We start from the raw sequence: 24,198 nt of genomic DNA on the forward strand, positions 1-24,198 counted from the left end.
TTGCTTTTCCTACTAATGATAACAACCAATTCCTTCCCTACTCTAATATTAAAAGATTTGATGAAATACCTTTATTAAAACAGCTAACGTAACAGATCCAGCAAATCCCCCTAAACAAATTAAGCTTACCCCTTGACTATATGACAAATTTTGAAATGATTTCATTGCTTCCATCCTCCCTATCTCCCCTTTGATACTTTTATTTTACCAATGGGAAAAATTTCATAACATCGATTTCTCTAACAACTAACTTACAAATTTGTAAGTTAACATCTTTTCAACTTATATATCTAGTATTTCCACAAATGAGAGTTATTTATACATAAAAAAGACCTCAGCTATACTAAGGTCTTTAGTTACATTTTATTTTATAATCATCACCGGACATTTCACTCGTTTTGCTATTTTATGACTTACACTACCAAGTACCATTTCTTGCAGTGTATTTAATCCTCTACTTCCCGCTATAACAAGATCTATATCTCCTGTATTTACATATTGAACAATTGTATCTCCAGGATCACCATGTAATATCGTAATTGTATAAGATATGTTCTCTTTCTTTAATAAAACTTCAATCTCTTTTAATTTATCTTTTCGACTAGCCGATATTGTTTCTAAATCTGTTTGACCTTGTATAATATCTGATTTTGCCGTTCTATTATCTACTACGTACACAACTTCAACATTTGTTTCTTCGCTACATTTCGCAATATATGTTGCATGTTCCGCTGCTCGAAGTGCATGTTCAGAACCGTCACATGCTAATATAATTTGTTTGTACATATGCTGAATCCCCTTTTCGTTATCCTACTCGTATTATATAATAAAGCCCCCTAAAAAGGAGGCTTTTAACTAGCAATTCTTTTATTATAAGTAGCTAAATTTGCAACAAGTTTTGAGCTACGTTCATTTAATCCTGTTATACTTACTTTCACACCACTTTGCTCATACTTTATGATAACTTTATCAATTGATGCCACCGCTGAATCATCCCATACGTGCGCATGAGTAAAATTCATTTCAATTTCTTTTACATCTTCATTAAATGAAAAATTATTTATGAAATCGGCTGTGGATGCAAAGAAAAGTTGACCGTGAATTTCGTATATTTTCTTATTTTCAATATATAAATGTTTCACGTGAATCTTTGCCATATTGAATGCAAATAACACCGCACTAATTACTGTTCCGATAATTACACCTACTGCTAAGTTATGTGTAATTAGGACAATCACAACTGTTACGATCATAACAAATGCGTTTCCTTTTGGTACTTTATGAATCGTTGTTACAGAGTTCCAATCAAACGTTCCGATTGAAACCATAATCATAACCGCAACTAAAGCTGCCATCGGAATATGAACGACATAATCTCCTAAAACGAATAGTAATACGATTAAAAATCCGCCCGCTACAAATGTTGATAGGCGACCTCGTCCACCTGATTTAATATTAATAACAGATTGACCGATCATTGCACATCCTGCCATTCCTCCGAAGAAACCAGCGACGATGTTTGCGATCCCTTGTCCGCGTGCCTCTTTATGCTTATTACTTTCTGTATGCGTCATATCATCTAAAACTGAAGCTGTTAATAAAGACTCTAGTAAACCAATAATTGCAAGCATAACTGCATAAGGTAAAATAATCCCTAATGTTTCTAATGTAAGTGGCACATCAGGAATACTAAAGAACGGTAATTCTTTCGGTAGGCTTCCCATATCCCCTACTGTTTTCAACTGTAATCCGCTCATAAGTGCAATACTCGTCACAATAATAATTGAAATAAGCGTAGAAGGTACAACCGTTGTAATACGTGGAAATAAATATATAATTGCAAGTCCTAATACAACGAGTGCATACATTTGCCAAGTTGCATTTTTAAAATGCGGTAATTGCGCTGTAAAAACTAAAATTCCAAGTGAATTTAAAAAACCACTCATAACAGATTTCGGAACAAACTTCATAAATGAGCTCAGTTTGAACACGCCAAAAATAATTTGGACAATACCTGTTAATATTGTTGTAGCAAATAAATATTGCAAACCATGATCTTTAACGAGCGTTACCATTAATAATGCCATTGCACCTGTTGCAGCTGAAATCATCCCAGTTCTTCCGCCAACAAATGAAATGGTAACTGCAATACAAAAGGCTGCATATAGTCCAACTGTCGGATCCACGCCTGCAATAACAGAGAAAGCTATCGCTTCAGGGATTAACGCTAAAGCAACGACAATTCCTGATAACACGTCCCCTCTCACATTAGAAAACCAATCATTTTTTATCGTTTGAAACAAAATACCACTCCTCTACTCCTTTATAATTTGATTTTCTCCATAAGAAAATCTAGCCGACTGTACGAAAGCTATTATATAACGAGTAGAAGATTTTTTACTATGTAAAAGTTTCCTAAAGAAAAAGACGCTACCTTAGTAGCGTCTTTTCTCATTTCATTAATGTCCACCGTGTCCTTGACCACTTTCCTGAACAATTTCTAACCTCTCATCTAGTATTCCTTGTGTTTCAAATGAAATATCACTCGTACTTCCTAATAAGAAGCCATGATTATATGGTCCAAGTGTTGGATCATCTTTAAACTTCGGCTGAATAGTAGCAAGGAAGTCATACACTGGTTGTGAAGCTTTCCCTTCTTCTAACAAGACAACAGGTGCGTGTTTACCCATATGTGAAAAAGGTGCCCCAGCAACTGCTAAATCTGGTGTTTTGCTTGAAACAAATGATAAACCGTGACCAGGTTTTGTGAATCCCCAGCCAAATTTTGTTTTTTCATCTTTAAATTTAGCGAACGCAATCGAGTTTTCTGTAGGAGTCTCTCCACTAATACGCGTTACTTTCCCGTATTTGCTTAACTCCTTTTCTACTTCTTTTGAAACAATTTTTTCTGGCCCTAATATATATATATTAGCTTTATCTTTTCTCATTTTTAATGCCTCTATTGTCGTTTCTGGCACTTTATTCTTTTCTGTATAGAGTAGTGGTTCCGGCATATGAGAAATCCAGTTTACAGCGGGTGTTGTATATAAACGTCCTTCTTCTGCAGATGAACCGATAATAACACTATTTGGGTAGCTTCCTGTTATATCCGCATACTCCTTATCAACATCTTTCGCAAATATAGCTGGGTCCGTTTCTTTTATTTGTTTTACTTTATAACCTTTTAATTGTTCAAGCGCGCTAGTACCTACATCCCCCATCACCATAATTTGTGTTCCATCTTTCGTTCCGATTGGATTTAATCGTTTTATTTCTTTTAACGTCATTTCTGGTATTTTTTCTTTTTCTATAAATAAAATCGGTCCGTTATTCGGATGATGAATAAGGTCTGCACTCGCAATACCTAATTGCCACTCGCTCACTGGTACTAAAATAACAGCACCTGGCTGGTTCTCTTTATGGGTTGCTGGCCATATCGTTTGCGAAGTTAACACTGCCATTTGCAGGGGATCATTTGTATTTAACCTCGTCACATTTTTTAAACTTGTCGTTAATAAATCATTCGATGCCCCTTCGTTCATTTCTTTTGGCGCCGTTACCTCCTGATTCATTTTCATTTCCTTTTGCTCTGTTTTTTTCTCTTTTGTAGATTCATGGTTTTTATGGTCTGTATTCGTTTGTCCGCATGCAGCAAGACCAACTGCTGTAATTATTGTTATCCCAAAAATTCGGGTCATTTTTTTCACTATACCGCCTCCGTATTAATCATTTTTGAGCCAATATGATTACCTAAAATGTAATTTCAACTCCACAATAACAAGCAATTCTGAAGAAATTATGCAGACACATCATAATCTGCACCATTTCTTCATGATTTTGCATTACACTTTAAGTAACGATTATAAATATGGAGGGCTCTCTATGATTGATATACTGCTCGTAGACGATGAACCGAGAATGCTTGAATTATTAACTCTTTATCTTACTCCAATTGGATATAACTGCGTATGTGCGAATTCAGGAGAAGAAGCTATTTTACATATAGAAAATCAAAACTTTAAATTTGTTTTACTCGATATTATGATGCCAAAGATGGACGGATGGGAAACGTGCAAAAAAATCCGATCTTTTAGTAACATTCCTATCATTATGGTTACAGCTCGTGATCAAACAGTAGATGTCGTTCAAGGATTAAAACTCGGAGCCGATGATTACGTAACGAAACCTTTCCATGAAGAAGAACTTTTCGCAAGAATTGAAGCCGTTTTAAGACGTACAAATGAACATAAACAAATCCAATATCACGGTATTGTATGGGATGAAACAAAACACTTCGTTTCTGTCCATAATGAAGAGCTCCTTCTCACACCAATTGAATTTTCTTTACTCGGATTATTTTTACGCCATGTGAACTACGTATTAAACCGTGATCAGCTCATCGAACGAATTTGGGGGTTAAACACAAATACAGAAGATCGCACAGTCGATTCACATATTCGCAATTTACGTGATAAATTGCGAAAAGCACATTTCCCTATTGATCATCATTTAAAAACTGTTTACGGAGTCGGATATCGATGGGTTGATACTCTAGATTAAGGAGCAAAGCAATGAAGCGAATTTCTATTCAGCTCGGATTTTATTTTTTGATTGTTACACTTTTAATCGAAAGTGTTCTATTTGTCTCGCTTTATTATAGCCTTGTCAACAATAGAGTAAATGAAGAAATGACAGCTTTATTAAAGCGCGGAAATAGTCACAGAGATGTCCTTGAAAAGTATTTTGATAAGCAAACAATCTCCCATGTTGCACTAATGGAATCCGAAGCCGAAACTACTGTTGTTATTACAAATGCAAATAAGGAGGTACTAGCTAAATCCAATGAAATAAATACTACTATAAAAAAGCATATTGAAAAGATGCAAACACGGACAGATCATGACGGAGCAATTATAGAGAATCATTGGAAAACATCTAATTATATATGTACAGTTAGCCCCATTGTAGTAGATGGAAAACATAAAGGCTATGTGTACATGTTTCTTGGAACAGAATCAATTGAAAAGTTGGTTAATGGATTAACGAAACAATTCATTATTGCTGGTGCTATCACGTTTCTACTCACAGTCATCACAATTTTCCTATTATCACGTTTATTAACAAAACCATTGTTACACATGAAACATGCCACTGAAAAAATGAGTAAAGGCGATTTGTCCGTTTCGTTAACGACTACTCGAAATGATGAAATTGGCGAACTAGCATCATCTATTCAAACGCTCGCAAATGATTTACATTATATGAAAACAGAGCGAAGTGAATTTCTAGCAAGTGTTGCTCACGAATTACGAACACCGTTAACATACGTAAGAGGTTATGCTGACATTGCTTTAAAAGAAAGCACCTCTCCTGAACAACGTTTGCGATATTTATCAATTATAAAAGATGAGTCTGATTACATTACAAACTTAGTTCAAGATTTATTTTCACTTGCACAAATGGAACAACATAACTTTTCTATTCAAGTAAAGGAAGTGCATTTACACACCTTCCTTACTCGCATAGCTGAAAAAGTAAACGCCATGTATAAAGAAAGATACATTAAAGTTTCTTTCTCTTGTTCTCCTACATTGCTAGTAAACTTAGATGAACAGCGATTTGAACAAGTTATAGTAAACATTTTAAATAACGCTTATAGACATTCAAAAGAACATTCTCATATAAACATTTCTATTACAGAAGAACATAAACGTATCTCCATTACAATTGAAGATGAAGGCGAAGGTATTCCTCCTGAAGACCTCCCTCACATTTTCGACCGCTTTTATCGTGTTGATAAAGCTAGATCACGAGCTACAGGTGGAACTGGTTTAGGACTATCTATCGTGAAGGAAATTGTAGAGCTACACGGCGGGAATATTACAGTAACGAGTGAAGTCAATCACGGGTCTTGCTTTATAATTTCATTACCATCTATAAAGAAACACGACTATCATTAGTAGTCGTGTTTCTTTATCATCTTACTTTATAATATAAATTTACAAATTGCCCAAAACGTTTCGTATCCGTTAAAGTTAAATTAATTTCTGGATTCTTTTCTTTAAATAATGGGACACCTGAGCCTAATATATGCGGTGTAATCGTAACAATATATTCATCAATTAGATTATTTTTAAAGAATTCTCTCAGTAGCTCTCCTCCACCAACCATCCATATTTTAGACCCTTCTTGTGCTTTTAACCTTTTTGTAAACTCCACTACATCTTCATTTACAAATTCCACGTTTCCGTCTGAACCTTTTTCTGAACGAGAAAAAACATAACATGCTTTATCTAAGTACGGGAATGTTTCCGTATGCTCTACTACATAATCGTACGTTTTCTTTCCCATAATTATTGTATCAATTGTTTCGTACATTTCTGTATAACCGTTATCTCCCTCTCCTTCCGTTTCCATTAACCACTCTAAATCATCATTTTCTTTCGCAATATATCCATCTAAACTCGCCGCTATAAATAAAACTATTTCACGTGACATATCTTTTCCTCCTTGTATCTCATCTTGATAACATATGATGTAAACAATATACTAACAATAAAACATGACAATTTATGTCACGTTAAAAAGAAAAGGTGATACATTTGTCAAAAGCTAAACGCTTATTAGATATTCTTATATTTGCTTCTGCGAAAAAAACATTTACAGCTCAAGAAATAGCTGATGAATTTAATATTTCCGTTCGTACGGTTCATAGATACATTTTAGATTTAAGTGATATGGGATTACCCATTTATGCTGAACAAGGTCGTAATGGAGGATATAAAGTATTAACAACTAGGGTCATTCCACCTATCTTATTTACGGAAGAAGAAGCAGTCTCCATCTTTTTTGCCTTTCAATCTTTAAGCTACTACAGAGACTTGCCTTTTAATACAGAAATCAATTCTGTCACTCATAAACTATATAGCTCTATACAACATGAGGCGAAAGTGAAAGTTGATAAAATACGTTCTTATATCGCCTTTTGGAATCCGAAGAGAACAATTGAGACCCCACTTTTAAACGAAGTGTTAACAGCGGCTATTGAAAATAAAAATTTACACTTTCAATACGAATCTAAATCAGGGATAAAAACAAAACATGTTCATCCGATTGGTGTATATGCTCACGACGGGTTATGGTACTTACCGTCCTATGACTTCGGTAGAAAAAAAGTATTACTGTATCGCGTTGATCGTATTCTCTCAATATTATCGATGGAAGAAAATACAGATACATTCATGAATTTAGAAGAGTGGTTTGCCTCTAACTCTAACGTAGTACACAATCCTACTCAGTTACATGTTTTACTGACAACAGAAGGCGTACGCCAATGTAAAAGCGTTCCTTATCTTGAGGAATTCGTTATAGTAAACGAGGATGGGACAGGATATATACATTCAACAATTGATAAAGGTGAGATTAACTTTATTACTCCTTTATTTTATAGACTTGGAAAAGATGCAAAAGTTTTAGAACCGAAAGAATTGATAGATGGTTTACGTATACGTGCGAAAGAAATTTTAAGTATGTATGAAGACGAAAAAAGCTGCTAAATATAAGCAGCTTTTTGTGTATTTGTTCCTATTGTTTTGACTGTTGACGAATATCAAACCACCAACGATGTTTCGCATTCATATTTTCAGTGTCGCCAGTCCCTCTGTAATTGAAAGCATCCAAAAAGATTGAATCTAGTTTATCCTCATCTACAAAATAACCTAGATTAACCTTTACAGTTTGTCCTGGTGTGATACTGCCAATATTGTAAAAGCTTTTTCCATCTCCGTGAGGTTCTAAATAATCCACTTCACCCGTCATAATATTTCTTTCTGCAATTCCATCTTTCCCAGCATAATTCCATACATTTCCTTTACCTTTAAGCACTTGTATGGATGGATGCATATAAATTTCTTCTGTCTCCTGTTTACCTATATTTTTCACTGTTGTTGTCAGGTAGACAAATTTAGGATGAATTAATTTTGACTCTACTAGTTTATCAATTGAATCTTTACCATTTCCAACTTTATATTCATCCCGTCTATATGGTATCAATTGTCCCCCTTGATCCAAAGCTTGATTCTCGCTTAGTCTTCCTAATCCCATTTCATTAAAGTTTTCTTGCTTAAAATCTTTGATCGAATCAAAAACTTCAACTTTTTCTATCACATATTCAATTTGGCTCTGATCCATAGATATCGTTACTGGAACCTTTTGTCCTATATGAAATAGTCGTTTGCTATCTTTTTTCAAAGGAATCACCTTAGTTGTTTTACCTTCTTGGCTAAAATACTTTTTATCATAATCACTTATATGTGATGACTTTTCTTTTGACGTGGGCTCAAGTGAAATGCTCCCTAACACATCTATCATTTGTTCTTCGTTTATATCGTTTCCAATATAACTTTGTAACATAATTCCCTCTTCCTTAAAATAGAGAAAAATCACTCTATTAAACATTAAATCTTTATTACCAGTTTCTCTATGGACAATTACTGCCTTCTTACCATTTATCTCTTGTTCTTCATAACTTTTCGAGTACAGAGTTGGAAAATCTGAATTCCCCCCTACTCTCCAAAGAGCAAATGAAAATCCACCTAGTGCGTAGTTATCTTTAAATGAATATTTCATAGCACTGTCATCAATTGCTTCCATATTTTCTGGTAATTTATCGATTTTCAGCTTATACCACTTATCAGCCTTTTTCGTGTCCTTATTTGTTACCGACACATTTACTTCATAATTTTGTTTTTGGACAATCATATTATAGACTTTCACTGCACCAAAAACGGTTGTCGGCATACCAATCAATAAGCAAGCAGCAGCGATTAACATACGATGTCTTTTACTCTTTTTCTGTGGTCGCTCGCCCTTCAGCTTCATTTCCTCCATAAACAGTTTCTTTTTGCGCGTATATGTATGTGAAAATTCATGTTGTTCTTCGGATTTATCAAAATCATCTAAAGCAATTTTTTCAGCAAGTTCATATATTTCTTTGGAGTTCTTTGAATTCGTCATGTTGTATACCTCCTATCATATTTTGGACTCGTTTTCGAGCGCGTTCAAACTGCTTGCGGACATTAGCCTCCGTAATCCCCATTACACTTGAAATTTCTTGATACGTTAAGTTATAGAAGACTTTGTACTTAAACACCTGTCTGTTAGATTCATTTAACTCTTTTAGCAATGTATCAATTTGAACCTCAGACATTTTACGTTTTTCCCACTCTTCAATATTTTCATCTACTGCTTCTATTGATTCTCTTTCATATTCTTCTAAAAATGTTTCATGTCGTTTATTTTTCCGGTAACTATCAATCGCCTTGTTTTTCGCGACCCTCAAAATATAGCGTTTAAGCTCTTGAGTAGCCAAGCTATGGAGCTTTTCCAAGTTCTTATAAAGAGTAATAAACGTCTCTTGAACCGCATCTTCAGCCTGTTGAATATTATTTAAAATAGAATAAGCTACATAATAAATTTTTTGTTCATACAACTCATATAGCTCTTCCATCTTTTCATAATCGTTGTTTGTAACTTTCATATAATTCCTCCTCTCACTCTATATAACGAATGAGCACTGTAACTTTGTGACACTACAAAATCTTTTTATAGATAAAATTTAATAATAGAATAAGCAAAAGCCCAATTTCTCTATTGTAACTAAGAAATTGGGCTTTTTAATATTAGAATTTTCCTGACTGTATCTCTAAGAAAAATTCTTTTACACCTTTTCAATATGCAGTATTTGCTCTATCGCTTCTTTTAACAAATTCTTTGTCTCTTCAAAGTTATGATTCTTCTTTTCCTCCGGTTGCACCGTATAAAACTCAGCAAACGAACGCTCTTTATATCTTGGTACGACATGCATATGGTAATGTGTTAACTCGTTAAATACTCCACCATTTTGACAAACTGTAATTCCATCTGGTTTATATAATGCCTTAATCGCTTTTGCAATCAGCTTAGAAGCATCCATAATTGATCTTGCTACAACGTCATCTAATTCGTCTACTTCTACAACATGCTGCTTTGGCACAATTAAAGTATGTCTTGGGTAGAAAGGCGCATGATCTAAAAAGCAAGTTACATAATCATCTTCATATACTTTATATATTTTTTCCTCTTCGTTTGCTAATTTACAACCTAAACATTTCATAATACTTCCTCCTCTGTTAAAAACATAAAAGCGTGAGAGCTATACTCTCACGCTTTTATGTTTCACTTTATTAGTTCAATTGTTTCCGTAACTTTTATACTGTCTTTTACAGATTGAACAATCGTGCAATTTTTCACTGCAAGCTGCAATGCTTTGTCCAACTGCTCTTCTGTAATGTTTTCCGCTTTAATTTTATAGTGCAAATGAACACTTTCAACTGGTTTGGATAAAGCTTCACTTCTACCAATTTCAGTTTCGATCGTAAACGTATCGTATGTAATACGTTTCTTTTCTAAAATTGTTCGAAAGACAATTGCACTACATCCTGCGATAGAAGAAACGAGTAATTGTAACGGTGAATACCCGTTTTCTTTTCCAATCGCTAATTGAGCGTACGATAAATCTGCCTTTATATCATCGTGTTTGATTGTTAGTTTCATTTGTTTTGTCCATCTCCACTTTCATCGGTTTCTGCTGTTTCTTACTCATATAATAATAATATATATAGCAGAAAATGATAAATGGAATACCGCAGTATAACGCCATTCTTTGTTCAGGAATAAACGCTAAACTAATAACAACGATGCTATTTGTAATTAAAGCTAAAATTGGAACAATCGGATATAGTGGTGTTCTATACTTTAAGTCCTCTAACTTTCCTCCGCCTTTTATATACTGACTTCTAAAGCGAAGTTGCGATAGAGCAATAATGATCCAACTTGAAACAGCCGATAAACCAGCTATCGATAATAAGTACATGTATACTGTATCTTCTGCAAGGAAACTTGTGAATAAGGATAATCCAGCTACCGCAATCGTTACGACTAGCGCTGTAATTGGAATACCACGTTTATTTACTTTCTTGAAAGAAGTTGGTGCCATTCCTTCATTTGCAAGTGACCATAATATACGTGTCGCTGCATATAATCCAGAGTTCGCTACAGATAATAACGCAGTAATAATAACGAAGTTCATAATATCAGCTGCATATGGAATACCGATTTTATCAAATACAACTACGAATGGACTTTCAATTACGCCTGCTTCCTTCCAAGAAATTAATCCTACTAAAATTGTCATTGTTAAAATGAAGAATAACATAATACGCCATACTGTATTACGGATCGCACGTGGAATTGTTTTTTCTGGATTTTCACTTTCTCCCGCTGCAATTCCGATTAACTCTGTTCCTTGGAACGAGAAGTTAACTGTAATCATTGTAAGTAATACGGCAGCTAGTCCATTTGGGAAAAGTCCACCATCGCTTACAAAGTTAGAGAAAAGAGGTGCTGCTTCTTTTCCGTCATACGATATAAATCCTAATAATGCACTACCACCAAGAACAACAAATGCAAGGATTGTAATTACTTTAATACTAGAAAACCAAAATTCTAATTCGGCATAACTTTTTGCCGAAATTGCGTTTGAAGCATATAAAATAACGCCGAATACAAGGCACCATACCCAAACATCAACATTTGGAAACCATCTTTTCATCATTAAACCGATTGACGTTAATTCTAGTCCTACTGTTACTGCCCAGCCAAGCCAGTATAACCAGCCAATCATAAAGCCCGTTCCTGGTCCAATAAACTTCGTTGCATACTTTTGGAAAGATCCCGAAACCGGCATTGCTACCGTTAACTCTCCAAGACAAAGCATTGTTAAATACATAATAAATCCGCCTACTAAATATGAAAGGATGGCTCCCCCTGGTCCAGCCTGATTAATAGTGTAACCTGAACCTAAGAAAAAACCAGTTCCGATTACACCACCTAGTGCGATCATAAATAAATGTCTACTCTTCATCGTACGATGTAATTTCTCATTCGTTGGTTGCTGCATCTAAATCCTCCCCCTACCATACCCCTATGTCTTGTTAAAATTTTCTGATAATAAAAATATACACGAAAGCGATTACATTTTCTATATAAAATTAAAACTTTTCTGATAAAATAATATAAAAAATCTAATTATTGCAAGATTTAGATTCTATTTAGAGGAAAATAAGGATAAACAAGGAAAAAACTCTTACATATATTGTAAGAGTCAACGAAGTTCTAACCTTCTCGATAAAATTGATAAACTATAATTTACGATAAAATACATACAAGCAACTACTATAAACGTCGGAATCATATAATTTACATTTTGCCCGCTAATAATTTGAGCATTATGAATAAGCTCTGGTAGTGATATAACGACTGCTAGCGCTGTATCTTTCAGCAATGAAATAAACTGACTGACAAGTGGCGGGACCATTCTTCTTAATGCTTGTGGCAAAATAATATGCCACAGCGCTTGAACATACGTTAATCCGGAAGACCTCGCTGCTTCGATTTGCCCTTTTTCGATAGATAATAGACCACTTCGAACAATTTCAGATATCATTGCAGCTTCAAATATTGTTAAAGCAACAATTGTAGCTGTTATAATTTCTAATTTCAAGCCTGCTTCTGGAAGTGCAAAATACGTGAAAAATATAATTAACAGTAGTGGTAAGTTTCGAATCACTTCAACGATAATTCCTAATATTTGTGAGACGACAGGTATTTTCGTGTAGCGCAATATTCCTATTACACTACCGATAATAAAGCTAAGTACAATTGCTACGAGCGCTACCTCTAACGTTATAAGTAATCCTTTTAATAAAAATAGAATATGATCCCCTGTAATTGCTCCCTTAAAATCCATTTACACCGCCTCCTTTGCCAAGCGTTTTTCTAAATAACGCACTAGCATACTGAGCGGAATTGTTAATATTAAATAAAACATCCCGACAAATATATAAACATCAAACGTAACAAACGTCTTCGTTGAAATTAAATCTCCTTGATACATTAAATCAGTACCAGCGATAATTCCGAGTATGGAAGAGTTTTTTACTAAATTGAGAAATTGATTTCCTAGAGGAGGAATTACGATTTTCATCGCTTGAGGTAAGACAACATAATACATCGCCTGTACATACGTTAACCCTGAAGACCTTGCTGCTTCCATCTGACCTTTCGCGACTGATAGAATACCAGCGCGAATGACTTCCGCAATAAAAGCTGCCGTATATACCGTAAGCGTAACTGTTCCTGCTACAAAACCATTTAAAGTAATTCCTATTACAGGTAAAGCGAAATAAAATATAAATGCAATTAATACGAGTGGAATATTTCTTACAAACTCTACAAAAGCTGATCCTACCCAATTTAAAATACGAATCGGTGCAATACGCATTACCGCCAAAATTACTCCTAAAATAAAGCTTCCTATTAATGCAATTACACTAGACATAACTGTATACTTAAAGCCTTCTAAATACATATCAATGTTATTCGTTAGTATAGAAAAATCAGGCACATATTCTCCCCTCTTTCTTTACAAGAAGAGGATGAGCATCCCTCATCCTCTCACTCTTATTATTTATTCCAATTAAGTGTCACTTTATTTTTCTTGTTTTTGACCAATCCATTTCTCATACAATTTATCGTATTCTCCATTCGCTTTCATATCTTTTAGCAAGCTATTAATCTCTTTCGTTAAATCATCTGCACCTTTTTGCACTGCAATTCCGTACGGTTCATCTGTGAAAATTTTCCCTACAACTTCATAATTTGAATCTTGTTTTGCCATGCCGTAAAGAATTGCATTATCTGTCGTTAAAACATCACCTTTTCCTGCTTTTAACGCCGTAAACGCCTCACTGTAATTTTCAAATTCTAATACAGTCGCTTCTGGTGACTTTTGACGAATGTTATTTGTAGATGTTGAGCCTTTTACAGCTAATACTTTCACACCTTGTTTTATATCATCAATACTCTTAATATTGCTTCCTTTTTTCACAAGTAACGATTGCCCTGCTTTAAAATATACATCTGAAAAATCCACTTCTTTTTTGCGTTCTTCCGTAATTGTCATTGTTGCAATAATTGCATCAATATCACCATTTTTCAGCATTGGAATACGTGTTTTAGACGTTACTTCTTTCAGCTCTAGCTTCTTTTCATCTCCAAGAATCTTTTTCGCCAGTGCCTTCGCGACATCAACATCGAAACCCTCTACCTGCCCTGTTGAAGGATTTTTTAATCCAAATAAATTCGTATCATTCTTCACCCCAACTACTAATTTCCCTCGTTTCTTAATTTGCTCAACAGCCCCGCCTTGCTTCGTATTTGTTTCCTTTGCCTCATCTTTCTTACTTCCGCATCCAGCAACAACAAGCACGAATAAACATGAAAATACGATTAAAGTAAATAACTTTTTCATTTTAAGCATGAAATTCCTCCTCTAATGATTTAGCACCCGACTTAAAAATAAACGGGCTCTTTCTTGTTCAGGGTTTGCAAAAAAGTTCGCCGGTGTTGTATCTTCAATAATTTGGCCATCATCCATAAATAAGATCCTATCTGCTACCTCTCTAGCAAATCCCATTTCATGCGTGACAACGACCATTGTCATCCCTTCTTTAGCCAGTGCTTTCATAACATCAAGTACCTCTCCAATCATCTCTGGATCAAGAGCAGACGTAGGCTCATCGAATAGCATAATTTCCGGCTGCATCGCAAGTCCTCTAGCAATTGCTACCCTTTGCTGTTGTCCTCCGGATAGTTGATGCGGATATACATTAGCCTTCTCCGGGATTCCTACTTTCTCTAAATAAAACATTGCTGTTTTTTCTGCTTCTTCTTTGGAAACTTTATTTACTTTAATAGGTGCTAGTGTAATATTTTGAAGAACCGTTTTATGCGGGTATAAATAAAAATGCTGAAAAACCATCCCGATATTTCGGCGTAATTCATTCATATCTGTTTTTGCATTGTGTACCTCCGTATTTTGTACGATTAATTCTCCGTCGGTAATTGTCTCTAGCTGATTTATACACCGAAGCAACGTGCTTTTTCCTGATCCTGAAGGACCAACTACTACTACCACTTCGCCTTTTTTCACTTGCACATTAATATTTTTCAAAACTTGAAAGTTGCCATAATATTTATTTACGTTACGAAACTCTATCAACATACTCACCCCTTCCCCTAACAAAGCATGTACATTCTTTTTATATTCAAAAACAGTCCCAAAAATAACTTTTAGCTTCAATTTGTCCATAAAAAAAAAGCAAAGAGTTTCCCCTTTGCTTCTTCATTTCTATTCTGTTAAGATACTTCTTCTTTCTTATCTTTCCCGTATTCATGCTCCCAGAAATCAGCATTTTTAATTCCTAATTCCTGCGGATCAAATACTGGATCTTTACCTTCTTTTTTCTGCTTTTCATAGTCTTTTAATGCGATCAATGCTGGTTTTTGTAGTAGTAAAATCGCGATAATGTTAACCCATGCCATAATCCCTACACCAATGTCACCTAAAGCCCATGCTGTTGCAGCTGTTTTTACACAACCATAGAATACGACTCCTAAGAATACAAATTTTAGTACGATGGACATCCAAGGACGGTCTTTATCACGATTTAAGTATGCAATATTCGTTTCTGCAATGTAGTAATACGCCATAATTGTTGTAAACGCGAAGAATAGTAAAGAGATTGCAACGAAACCATTTCCAAATCCAGGGAAAACAGATTCTACCGCTGCCTGTGTATAACCAGGACCCGGCTGTGCACCATTTAATTTATTGACGATAAAGTTTTTTCCGCTTGCATCAAATACGTTATACATGCCTGTAATAATCATCATAAATGCTGTTGCTGAACAGACGAATAATGTATCAATGTAAACGGAAAATGCTTGTACTAACCCTTGTTTAGCTGGATGTGATACTTCAGCAGCTGCCGCCGCATGGGCCCCAGTTCCTTGCCCTGCTTCATTGGAATAAATACCACGTTTTACTCCCCAAGAGATTGCTAAACCAATAATTCCACCAAAAGCTGCTTCTAATGCAAATGCACTTTTTAAAATTAACATGAAAGCATCTGGTAATTTTTCAATATTCATAGCAACAATGACGCAAGCTACTAAAATATAACCAAGCGCCATAAATGGCACTACAACTTGCGCTACGTTAACAATTCGCTTAACTCCACCAAAAATAATAAGCGCTAATGCCGCTACTAATACCGCTCCAGATACAGAAGTATTAATACCGAAAGCTGTTTCCAAACTTACAGCAATACTATTTGCCTGAACACCCGGTAACAGCATCCCCGTTGCAAGAATTGTTGCTGCAACGAATACTAATGCATACCATTTAACCCCTAACCCTTTTTCAATGTAATAAGCTGGACCACCACGGAATTGGCCTTGATGCTTCGTCTTATATATTTGTGCAAGTGTCGATTCTACATAAGCAGAACCTGCTCCTAGAAAAGCTACCACCCACATCCAAAAGACAGCTCCTGGACCACCAAATGCAACAGCCGTTGCAACACCCGCAATATTTCCTGTTCCAACGCGCCCTGATAAAGAAAGTGCTAACGCCTGGAACGAAGAAACACCAGCATCCGATTTTTCTCCTTGAAATGTAAGCTTCACCATTTCTCCTACATGCCTTACTTGTAAAAACCTCGTTCGAATGGAAAAATATAAACCTGCTCCTAAACATAAATAAACAAGTGCTGGACTCCAAACAATATTATTGATCCAACTTACGATAGCTTCCAACATTCCCCCTCCTCTTTTTATAAAGAATATTCAGAATATATATATAAAATTATAAGTGTATACCGAATCTAGGACAATATTATTTTAATAAAGTAAACATATTTTTGTATAAAAAAACAAAGTACATATTTGTTTTATATACTTTGTTTTGAACTAAATGTATTATATATTCACAATTGCTTCTTTTTTGATAATTCTTCCGTATAGCTCTTCCGATAATTTCAAGAAATTATCAGGCATATCTTTCCCTTTAAACTTCTTTTGAAGCGTTCCATATAAACCTATATCACGTAAGCGTAAAAATAGTGGTAACGATTCATACCAACTATCCGCCAGCCTGTGCTCATATTCGTATCCTTTTCTTAACACTTGTAACTGTTTACGAGCGAATGTCGTCTTCTCCTCCACTGTCCACGGTGTAAAAAGGACCGAGTAATAAAGAACCATTGCCAAATCATGAATGAAGTAATTATAGGCCGCATCATCAAAATCAAAGATTGTAAGCTCTTTCCCATCATAATGGAAATTACCTGGATGAATATCGCCATGCATAAGGCCGAATGTTTCTCTTCCAATTGGAAGAGTCTTTATTTCCCCCATTAATACAGCAGCAACCTCTTTCACTTTCTCATCTTCTAATTCATTAACAATTCCACTTTCGTCTTCTTCCCACGTATCACGGTAGTCTGTTTTAGGATAATCCATTGTAAGGCGATGCAGTTGTCCAATCGCTTTTCCCCACGCTTCAAAATAAGCATTTCCCCAATAAGGCGATTCTTCTCCTTTTACTTGCTCACCTTTTGCATATGTAAATAAGGAAGCGAAAAAGAAAGTCCCATCCTCTGCTGCGATTTCTTCTACAAGATTTTGAGACGTTGAATAAAGAGGTCCTGCTACCTTTGCCCCATTCTCCGCAACATATCGTAAAAAATCTAGTTCAGCCTCTACCTCTTGTTTAGAGCGATGAGAAGAATGTGTTAAACGTAATACGTAATCTTCATCATTATCACCCTTCGCCTTAAAAATATAATTCTCAAAATCTCCAAGTGGCTTTTCTTCCACTGTTACATGAAACAAATTCGCTGCTGTTTTTAAAATCTCTTTTGTAAAAACACGTTCTACAGCTATTTCCATATGTATCCCTCCTATATATCTTCTTAATTCGACACAAATGTGAGAAGTACTGCTATGAATAATCTAAAAACAAAAAAGGTTGATTCACTAAATCAACCTTTACATTATTAAAAGTTTTATTTATCAATTCTTCATCAATTGATTCTCGTATATAACATTTATTTTTATTTCTCTTCACCTTTTGTCTGCATTGAATTGAAAGTCCAATTTAATTTTAATGAATCTCCTTGAAATACATTTTGCTCTGCATTATTATCTACAAATGTGAACATTACATAGAAAGTATCATCATCACCAGGAGCAAGTCCATTTCCTTCTCGGTCTACAACACCTTTTTGTACAAGATCAGGAATACTTCCATTTTGCGTAGATACCTTTAATTCAGATAATGTAGTAGACCAAATTGGAACCTCATTTTTATCCAAATTCCACAAGAAATCAACACGGATATGATCACCAAAATCAGCATTTCCATTATCTCCTTTAGCATCGATTACACTGTAATCTGTCAGGAGTTTCACATCTCCTATTGCTAAAGTTCCTTTGTTTACTAATTGAAAACCACGCTCCATTTCATCACCTGGTTTAATATTATCGACATTAATAACAACTTCAGGATTCACACTCAAATCTAAAGTACCCGCTGCAAAAGTGTTTTGTGACACTTCCTTATCACTAAAATACGCATATGTTCCCCCGCTAATTAAAGATAAGCCAAGTGCTGCAGTTACAACACCCATACCAAGTTTTTTCTTAATACTCATTTCACAAGTCCCCCTATTTTTAAAGTTCAAACTACAAACCTTATTTCCATCCCACAAAATAATTTAAGCAACTACCTTGTCCCACAGCGAAAGTGAACCAAATTTAAACTAGTTACTTCATATATCAAAACGACTATTACTTTTAAAATAACCGGTAATGTTACCGTAAATCATTACCGGTTATTTGTTAGCCAATCTCATTTCATTTACTATTCATTGTCTGATTGCATTATTTACTCTAGAAGTTTGCCCACTTATTTTTTTGGTTCTAAGCCAATAGAGCGTAAGATTTTATCTAATGTCACTGGACCTACATTTTCTTTCGGTTTCTGATTTTCTTTAGCATCTGGACTCTTTTTCAAGAAGTTTTTCTCAATAAAACGAATATCTGTTTCATCTACAACACCATCTTGATTTATATCTCCATCTTTTACAGATACTTTTCCTTTTCCATACGATAAAGCTGCTATTCTAGCATCTTGAATGTCTACCATTTTATCTCCATTTACATCACCTGCAAGGTTATCATCCATGTCAACTCTAAAGTTTTGTCCCACTAATTCACCGTCTTGCACCTTCCCTATTTTTGTTGTTAATTTACTATTTAAATGACCTGGCATTTCTACGAAAATATCATATTCTTTATCGCTTACTGGGACACTATGAATTTCAAATTGCCCGTTATCACCAATCGTTCCTGTATATTTCTTTCCATCCTTGCCAACTGCGTACACTTTTGCTCCTAGTTTTGTATAGTCTTTCTTACCTAAATACCCCTCTTCATTCAAGAAAGCTTCCGGGCCAATATACCCTGTAATCGTTGAATGTTTCGAAACAATAGCAAAAGATTTATCTTTAAACGCAGGAATCTCAATGCCTTCTGATGCAACAGCTTTTGTATAAGAGAACTTCTCTACTCCAAATGCAGTTAAATCATTAAAGTATTCATCGTTCGTCATCTCGAATGTAACATCTAAAAATGGTGTATCTCCATCTAATCCTTTAAATTCTTTTCCTTCTAATGATGCCCCAACTTTCACCTTGTTTTCCCAAGCTCCTTCTTCACTTATCTTCGGATCTTCTAATTTAAGGTTCAGTCCATGTTGTTTTACATATTCCGTAAGTGCTGGATTTGGTTTCACATCTGTAAATTTAAAGAGCTGCTTGTAATAAGGAATTTCAAATGTACCTGACATAAGCTGTTTTACATTATTAAGATTCAAAGTTAATGTAATTTTCTCTCCTAATTTGATTTTATCTTTGTCATAACTTGGAACAGCGTATTCTGTCCCTTCCTTTACAAAGACGTAATCTTTATATCCAGTTGCCATATTCCCTGCAGTTGCAAGATCATATCCAAATAATTTTAAATTTAACGGCTCGTTTATTTCCTCTGGAAGTACTCCAAATTTAAAATCACCATTTGCTTGAATTGTATTCAGCCAACCTGATGGAAAGGCTGAGTTTTGATAATATACAATTTGGTTCGCTTTTTGATCATACTGCAAGCCTTTTGCCTTCAATGCATCTACTGTAGAATCATAAATATTACCATGCACCCATAATGCACGTTGGCCGTCTTCTTCTTTAAACATAGAATCATTGACTTCATGTATACCAGGTTGTACATCCTTAAATTTCATTTCCGGTATAACATTATCAATGATAATGCTATCGCCTTTTGTATACGATTTTCCTTCTTTATCATATCCAACGAAGTTCAATTCGTAATCTCCATCAGGCAACATAACAGGTTTATCCCCAATTGGATGAGCTGGATCTCCTGTGAATGGAAGTACATACCCTCCCATACCAGAAAACATCATATATTCAATATTCGGTGTTAGACTACTTGCATTAAGTGTACCAACGACTCCTAATGCCTTTCCTGTCTTTCGGTCCTTCACAACTGCATCAATAGTTTCAAGAGGACTATTTAGTTTAAATGTCAAAGGCGAACTTGGTCTCTCCATAAACGGATGGAATTTAGATGCATCTGTTGCCATTGCATCTCTCAGTAAATCTACAGACGCAATCCCTTTTTCTGTGAATTTAACTGCAAATGGTACTTGATATACTTCTTTTTCATTGTTTTTATTTGAAATATGAATATAGCCCTCATATCTACCAAATTCAGCGTTTTCTGGAATGATAATTTCAGGGCTAATTTCCTCTGATGTACTAGGAGCTACTTTAATAGAATCTGGTACATTTAGCTTCACACCATTCTTCGCTGCATCTCGCACACCTACACTTGTAGATGAAAACTCTACTTCTAATTTAAACTCTTTTCCATCAGTTTTACTGCTGTTCTTAATTAAGACTTTTCGACTATCTTTAATAGGCCCATTTTCAATTTGATTTTTATACCCAAACGCAATAGAACCTGTTTTTTCTTCAATTTCTACTTCTTCATCATCTACAACGTTTGATGTTTTATCGATAACCTCGATAGATGTATCTGCATGAACTGCACGATATGCATCAATTCGTCCAGAGCCCACCTCAAATACAGAACGCTCTTCTTTTAGGTCAACTGCGGTATTCATAAGTGCTTCTTTTACTTCAAATGGACTATAGTTTGGATGTTCTTGTAAAATAAGTGCCGCTACCCCTGCAGTATGAGGAGTTGCCATAGATGTACCTGACATACGTCCATACGCTACCGGATAATTTTCTCCATCTTTTGGATCATTAATATATTCAGGAACAGTTGAGAAAATAGACACACCTGGTGCTACAATATCTGGCTTAATATCATCTGTTTTAGTTGCAGGACCACGGGAGCTGAAATCAGCCAAGTGATCTCCCTCTGTTTTTATATTACTAAGTTCTCCAAATGCTAACGACACATCTCCTTGTACAGCTTTTGCTTGCAATTTCTCACCATCTACTTTTGTTAAGCGGAACGATGGAATAGATGAAGTACTTTCCCCAAGATAACTTGTAATTTCCCCATCTACATTGTTGTATACAATTACCGCCTTTGCGCCTGCTTCCTTAGCATTTTTAATTTTTTCATCAAATGTAATCTCACCACGTTGGATAAGAGCTAACTTCCCTTTTACATCTTTCCCTGTAAAATCACCTGATTTCCCAAGCCCTGCATATACAACCGATAAGGATTGTCCTTTCAAATCTTCAATCTTATCAGTAAAGCTTTTTCCAAGTAGCATCATCTTATCTACATGTACATCACCTGCATCGGCGGAAAACGTTGGAATATTCACTGCAGCGTCACTGGCTCCAACTGTAATTGGAAGTGCTGCTGCACTAGGTGATCCTATAGTACCTTCTTCCGGACCACTATTACCAGCTGCTACTACTGTAACAACACCTGCTAACATCGCATTGTTCACTGCAACAGAAGTAGGATATAAAGGATCATTAATAGACGCTCCTAGTGATAAATTGATAACATCCATATCGTCTTTCACTGCTTTATCAATCGCAGCAAGAATACCGCTTGTTTGTCCACTTCCATATGGACCTAATACGCGATATGAATATAAGTCTACATCTGGAGCAACGCCCTTCACTGCATAATCCACACTATTCTGTTTGTCTGCAGCAATTGTCCCAGCTACATGCGTACCGTGGGATGTATAATATGCACTTCCCTCATAAATCTCAGGATATCCTCCAGAATTTTGCCAATCCTTATACGTTGTCTCCATTGGATCAGCATCATTATTAACAAAGTCCCATCCTTTTATTGAGTTCGGATCTATTTTAGTTGGATCTTCACCTTGTTTTGCACGATACCCTTTATATGCATCTTTCAAATCCGGGTGGTTGTAATCAATACCTGTGTCTAGTACACCTACCTTAATTCCTTTTCCTGTTATTTTTTCATCATGTAGCTTGTCTACACCAATTTGTGGTACACTATCTGCCATTTTTGGTTCAACAGCAGTCTTAGCTGTTTCTTTCGGCAAATCAATTTTAACCTCATGATCTTCCCATACGCGCTTAACGATACCGGTACGAACTAAGTCTTCGATTATATTTGCTGGTAAAGAAATCGCTACACCATTAAAAGCATTCTTATATTCTCTTGTTATCTTTGCAGATTTTACATTTGTCCCTTTCTCTTTATTCTTTTGAAGCTGTTCAAGCTCTGCTTTAAACCCTTTATGTGATGCCTCTACCTTTTGTTCCGCATTTGAAAGAGCTATCTTTTTCCCTTTAGCCGCTTGTTTTAATACCTCAATTTTGCTAGGCGCTTGCTTAAATTCTATAATCACATTTACATTATTAGGACTTGCTGTATTGATACCTGGCGAAATAACAAAACCTGGTTTTGTATCTAACGTTTTTAAGGCATTACGTTGTTCCTTTGTAAGGCCTTTTAAGATAGCATCTGCATCATCAATTCCAGTTAAAGTAGATGTATTTACCTCTTCCGCTAATACGTTATATGGAATCCCTTGAGACAATAACATTCCAACTGTTAACGTTCCAATAAGAACCTTTCCAAATTTCCCTCGTTTCATATTGCATCTCCCCATTATTAATATTATTTTTTGAAACAAATTGATTCTTAAATTCCCATGTAGCATCGGAAACTCTATCAATCTCAATCTTTTGTATCATGAAAGATTTCCAACGCCACTACCATCCCCATACCTCATATAGCTAACCACTCACTTTACTCTTTTTATAAGAGCCCCCCATCATTTATTTCCAACAAAAGATTTTCATAAAATGAATTATTAACAATATTAAAATGTAATTCTATTTTTATTATTTCACATTTTGATTATTCTGAAAATTAAACAAAAGGAGTATCTTTTCTCTAAGGATTCTATGCCTACATAGTACAAAAGAACTATCTTGTCCTTTATTCTTTGTGATACAGAATAAATCGACACGATAGTTCTTTGATAGATTTCTTATTTAATCTAGCGGAACCAATTGATTTCGAACTGCATAAATCACTGCTTGCGATCGACTTTTCACATTTAGTTTTTTAAAAATTTTATTGATGTGTATTTTAACTGTTTTATCACTAATATATAAAACTTCAGCAATTTCTTTATTACTAAGTCCTTTTACTAGTTCAAAGAGAATTTCCTTTTCACGTTCCGTCAGTTCATTTTCATTTGATTCTACTTTCATTTTTTGCTGATGATATGTAATTAATTTTTTAGTCATACGCGGATGAATAACTGAATCACCTCGATATAACATTCGAATTGCTGCTACTACCTGCTCTGATGAGGAATCCTTCAATAAATAACCATCAGCACCGGCCTGAAGTGCATCCATTAAATACTCATCATGTTCATACATTGTAAACACAAGTACTCGGCAACTCGGATAAATTTTTTTCACTAACTCTGTAGCTTCAATCCCATTTTTCCCTGGCAGGTTAATATCCATCAAAATACAATCTGGTCCGCATTCTTCTACTTTTCCCAATACTTCATCCCCAGAGCTAGCTTCTCCAACCACTTTCATATCAGATTCATCTTCTAGTATGCTCCGAATTGCATCCCGTAAAAAAGCATGATCATCTACTACTAATATTTTAATCATT

The 24,198-nt window shown here is 35.2% G+C and carries 22 protein-coding genes; 3 read left to right on the top strand and 19 right to left on the bottom strand.

All coding sequences use genetic code 11. The features are described 5' to 3' along the window. Positions 1–48 precede the first annotated feature (48 nt). From H6481_RS10905 to H6481_RS10920, 4 genes are all read right to left on the bottom strand, one after another. Positions 49–165 carry a DUF4027 family protein gene (locus H6481_RS10905; protein WP_002094283.1) on the bottom strand — a complete coding sequence of 39 codons (117 nt, stop codon included), beginning with the start codon at positions 163–165 and terminating at the stop codon, positions 49–51. A 198-nt stretch (positions 166–363) separates the two neighbouring features. Next, the gene (locus H6481_RS10910; protein ID WP_000278001.1) at positions 364–786 is read right to left on the bottom strand and encodes a universal stress protein; all 423 of its coding nucleotides are present in this window, start codon (positions 784–786) and stop codon (positions 364–366) included. Positions 787–851: 65 nt separating this feature from the next. Continuing rightward, a complete protein-coding gene (locus H6481_RS10915; protein WP_071732220.1) occupies positions 852–2,303 on the bottom strand; it encodes a SulP family inorganic anion transporter in 1,452 nt (483 codons plus the stop codon). A 156-nt stretch (positions 2,304–2,459) separates the two neighbouring features. Beyond that, complete coding sequence (locus tag H6481_RS10920; RefSeq protein ID WP_071732221.1) at positions 2,460–3,707, bottom strand: ArsR family transcriptional regulator; 1,248 nt, start codon at positions 3,705–3,707, stop codon at positions 2,460–2,462. 175 nt (positions 3,708–3,882) lie between these two features. Here H6481_RS10920 and H6481_RS10925 point away from each other — a divergent pair, with 175 nt between their 5' ends. Both H6481_RS10925 and H6481_RS10930 read left to right on the top strand, forming a co-directional pair. Further along, entirely contained in the window at positions 3,883–4,560 is a 678-nt protein-coding gene (locus tag H6481_RS10925; protein WP_000565468.1) for a response regulator transcription factor, read from the top strand. An 11-nt stretch (positions 4,561–4,571) separates the two neighbouring features. Further along, a complete protein-coding gene (locus tag H6481_RS10930) occupies positions 4,572–5,960 on the top strand; it encodes a HAMP domain-containing sensor histidine kinase (protein ID WP_071732222.1) in 1,389 nt (462 codons plus the stop codon). Between the two features lie 16 nt (positions 5,961–5,976). Here H6481_RS10930 and H6481_RS10935 read toward each other — a convergent pair whose 3' ends face one another. After that, positions 5,977–6,498 carry a dihydrofolate reductase family protein gene (locus tag H6481_RS10935; protein WP_071732223.1) on the bottom strand — a complete coding sequence of 174 codons (522 nt, stop codon included), beginning with the start codon at positions 6,496–6,498 and terminating at the stop codon, positions 5,977–5,979. A gap of 95 nt (positions 6,499–6,593) precedes the next feature. Here H6481_RS10935 and H6481_RS10940 point away from each other — a divergent pair, with 95 nt between their 5' ends. Continuing rightward, on the top strand, positions 6,594–7,556 hold the full coding sequence (locus H6481_RS10940; protein WP_346655880.1) for a YafY family protein: 963 nt from the start codon (positions 6,594–6,596) through the stop codon (positions 7,554–7,556). Between the two features lie 28 nt (positions 7,557–7,584). Here H6481_RS10940 and H6481_RS10945 read toward each other — a convergent pair whose 3' ends face one another. The 14 genes from H6481_RS10945 to H6481_RS11010 all read right to left on the bottom strand — a co-directional run bounded on the left by H6481_RS10945 (position 7,585) and on the right by H6481_RS11010 (position 24,197). Next, the gene (locus H6481_RS10945) at positions 7,585–9,015 is read right to left on the bottom strand and encodes a DUF4367 domain-containing protein (RefSeq protein WP_071732225.1); all 1,431 of its coding nucleotides are present in this window, start codon (positions 9,013–9,015) and stop codon (positions 7,585–7,587) included. Continuing rightward, positions 8,981–9,538: an RNA polymerase sigma factor gene (locus H6481_RS10950; RefSeq protein WP_098678228.1), complete on the bottom strand. Its 558-nt coding sequence runs from the start codon at positions 9,536–9,538 to the stop codon at positions 8,981–8,983. Before H6481_RS10950 ends, H6481_RS10945 begins: the two co-directional genes overlap by 35 nt. Positions 9,539–9,718: 180 nt before the next feature. Next, on the bottom strand, positions 9,719–10,153 hold the full coding sequence (locus H6481_RS10955) for an HIT family protein (protein WP_048564163.1): 435 nt from the start codon (positions 10,151–10,153) through the stop codon (positions 9,719–9,721). A 62-nt stretch (positions 10,154–10,215) separates the two neighbouring features. Next, entirely contained in the window at positions 10,216–10,593 is a 378-nt protein-coding gene (locus H6481_RS10960) for an OsmC family protein (protein ID WP_000778853.1), read from the bottom strand. Then, positions 10,568–11,998 carry an amino acid permease gene (locus tag H6481_RS10965; RefSeq protein ID WP_001187093.1) on the bottom strand — a complete coding sequence of 477 codons (1,431 nt, stop codon included), beginning with the start codon at positions 11,996–11,998 and terminating at the stop codon, positions 10,568–10,570. Before H6481_RS10965 ends, H6481_RS10960 begins: the two co-directional genes overlap by 26 nt. Before the next feature lie 204 nt (positions 11,999–12,202). Beyond that, on the bottom strand, positions 12,203–12,847 hold the full coding sequence (locus H6481_RS10970) for an amino acid ABC transporter permease (protein WP_000345978.1): 645 nt from the start codon (positions 12,845–12,847) through the stop codon (positions 12,203–12,205). Continuing rightward, positions 12,848–13,504 carry an amino acid ABC transporter permease gene (locus H6481_RS10975; RefSeq protein ID WP_001112682.1) on the bottom strand — a complete coding sequence of 219 codons (657 nt, stop codon included), beginning with the start codon at positions 13,502–13,504 and terminating at the stop codon, positions 12,848–12,850. An 84-nt stretch (positions 13,505–13,588) separates the two neighbouring features. Further along, entirely contained in the window at positions 13,589–14,419 is an 831-nt protein-coding gene (gene glnH / locus H6481_RS10980) for a glutamine ABC transporter substrate-binding protein GlnH (RefSeq protein ID WP_071732228.1), read from the bottom strand. A gap of 12 nt (positions 14,420–14,431) precedes the next feature. Next, entirely contained in the window at positions 14,432–15,250 is an 819-nt protein-coding gene (locus tag H6481_RS10985) for an amino acid ABC transporter ATP-binding protein (protein ID WP_146632323.1), read from the bottom strand. A 47-nt stretch (positions 15,251–15,297) separates the two neighbouring features. Next, complete coding sequence (locus H6481_RS10990; RefSeq protein ID WP_023521044.1) at positions 15,298–16,758, bottom strand: alanine/glycine:cation symporter family protein; 1,461 nt, start codon at positions 16,756–16,758, stop codon at positions 15,298–15,300. Between the two features lie 162 nt (positions 16,759–16,920). Beyond that, entirely contained in the window at positions 16,921–17,892 is a 972-nt protein-coding gene (locus tag H6481_RS10995) for a phosphotransferase (protein ID WP_053565255.1), read from the bottom strand. Between the two features lie 164 nt (positions 17,893–18,056). Continuing rightward, the gene (locus tag H6481_RS11000) at positions 18,057–18,656 is read right to left on the bottom strand and encodes a TasA family protein (protein WP_000023370.1); all 600 of its coding nucleotides are present in this window, start codon (positions 18,654–18,656) and stop codon (positions 18,057–18,059) included. A 254-nt stretch (positions 18,657–18,910) separates the two neighbouring features. Continuing rightward, entirely contained in the window at positions 18,911–23,152 is a 4,242-nt protein-coding gene (locus H6481_RS11005) for a S8 family serine peptidase (RefSeq protein WP_071732230.1), read from the bottom strand. A gap of 403 nt (positions 23,153–23,555) precedes the next feature. Beyond that, complete coding sequence (locus H6481_RS11010; RefSeq protein ID WP_000590668.1) at positions 23,556–24,197, bottom strand: response regulator transcription factor; 642 nt, start codon at positions 24,195–24,197, stop codon at positions 23,556–23,558. Between the last annotated feature and the right edge of the window lies 1 nt (position 24,198).

Origin of the sequence: Bacillus sp. ME78 (assembly GCF_903970865.1) — a bacterium.
GTDB classification, from domain to species: domain Bacteria; phylum Bacillota; class Bacilli; order Bacillales; family Bacillaceae_G; genus Bacillus_A; species Bacillus_A cereus.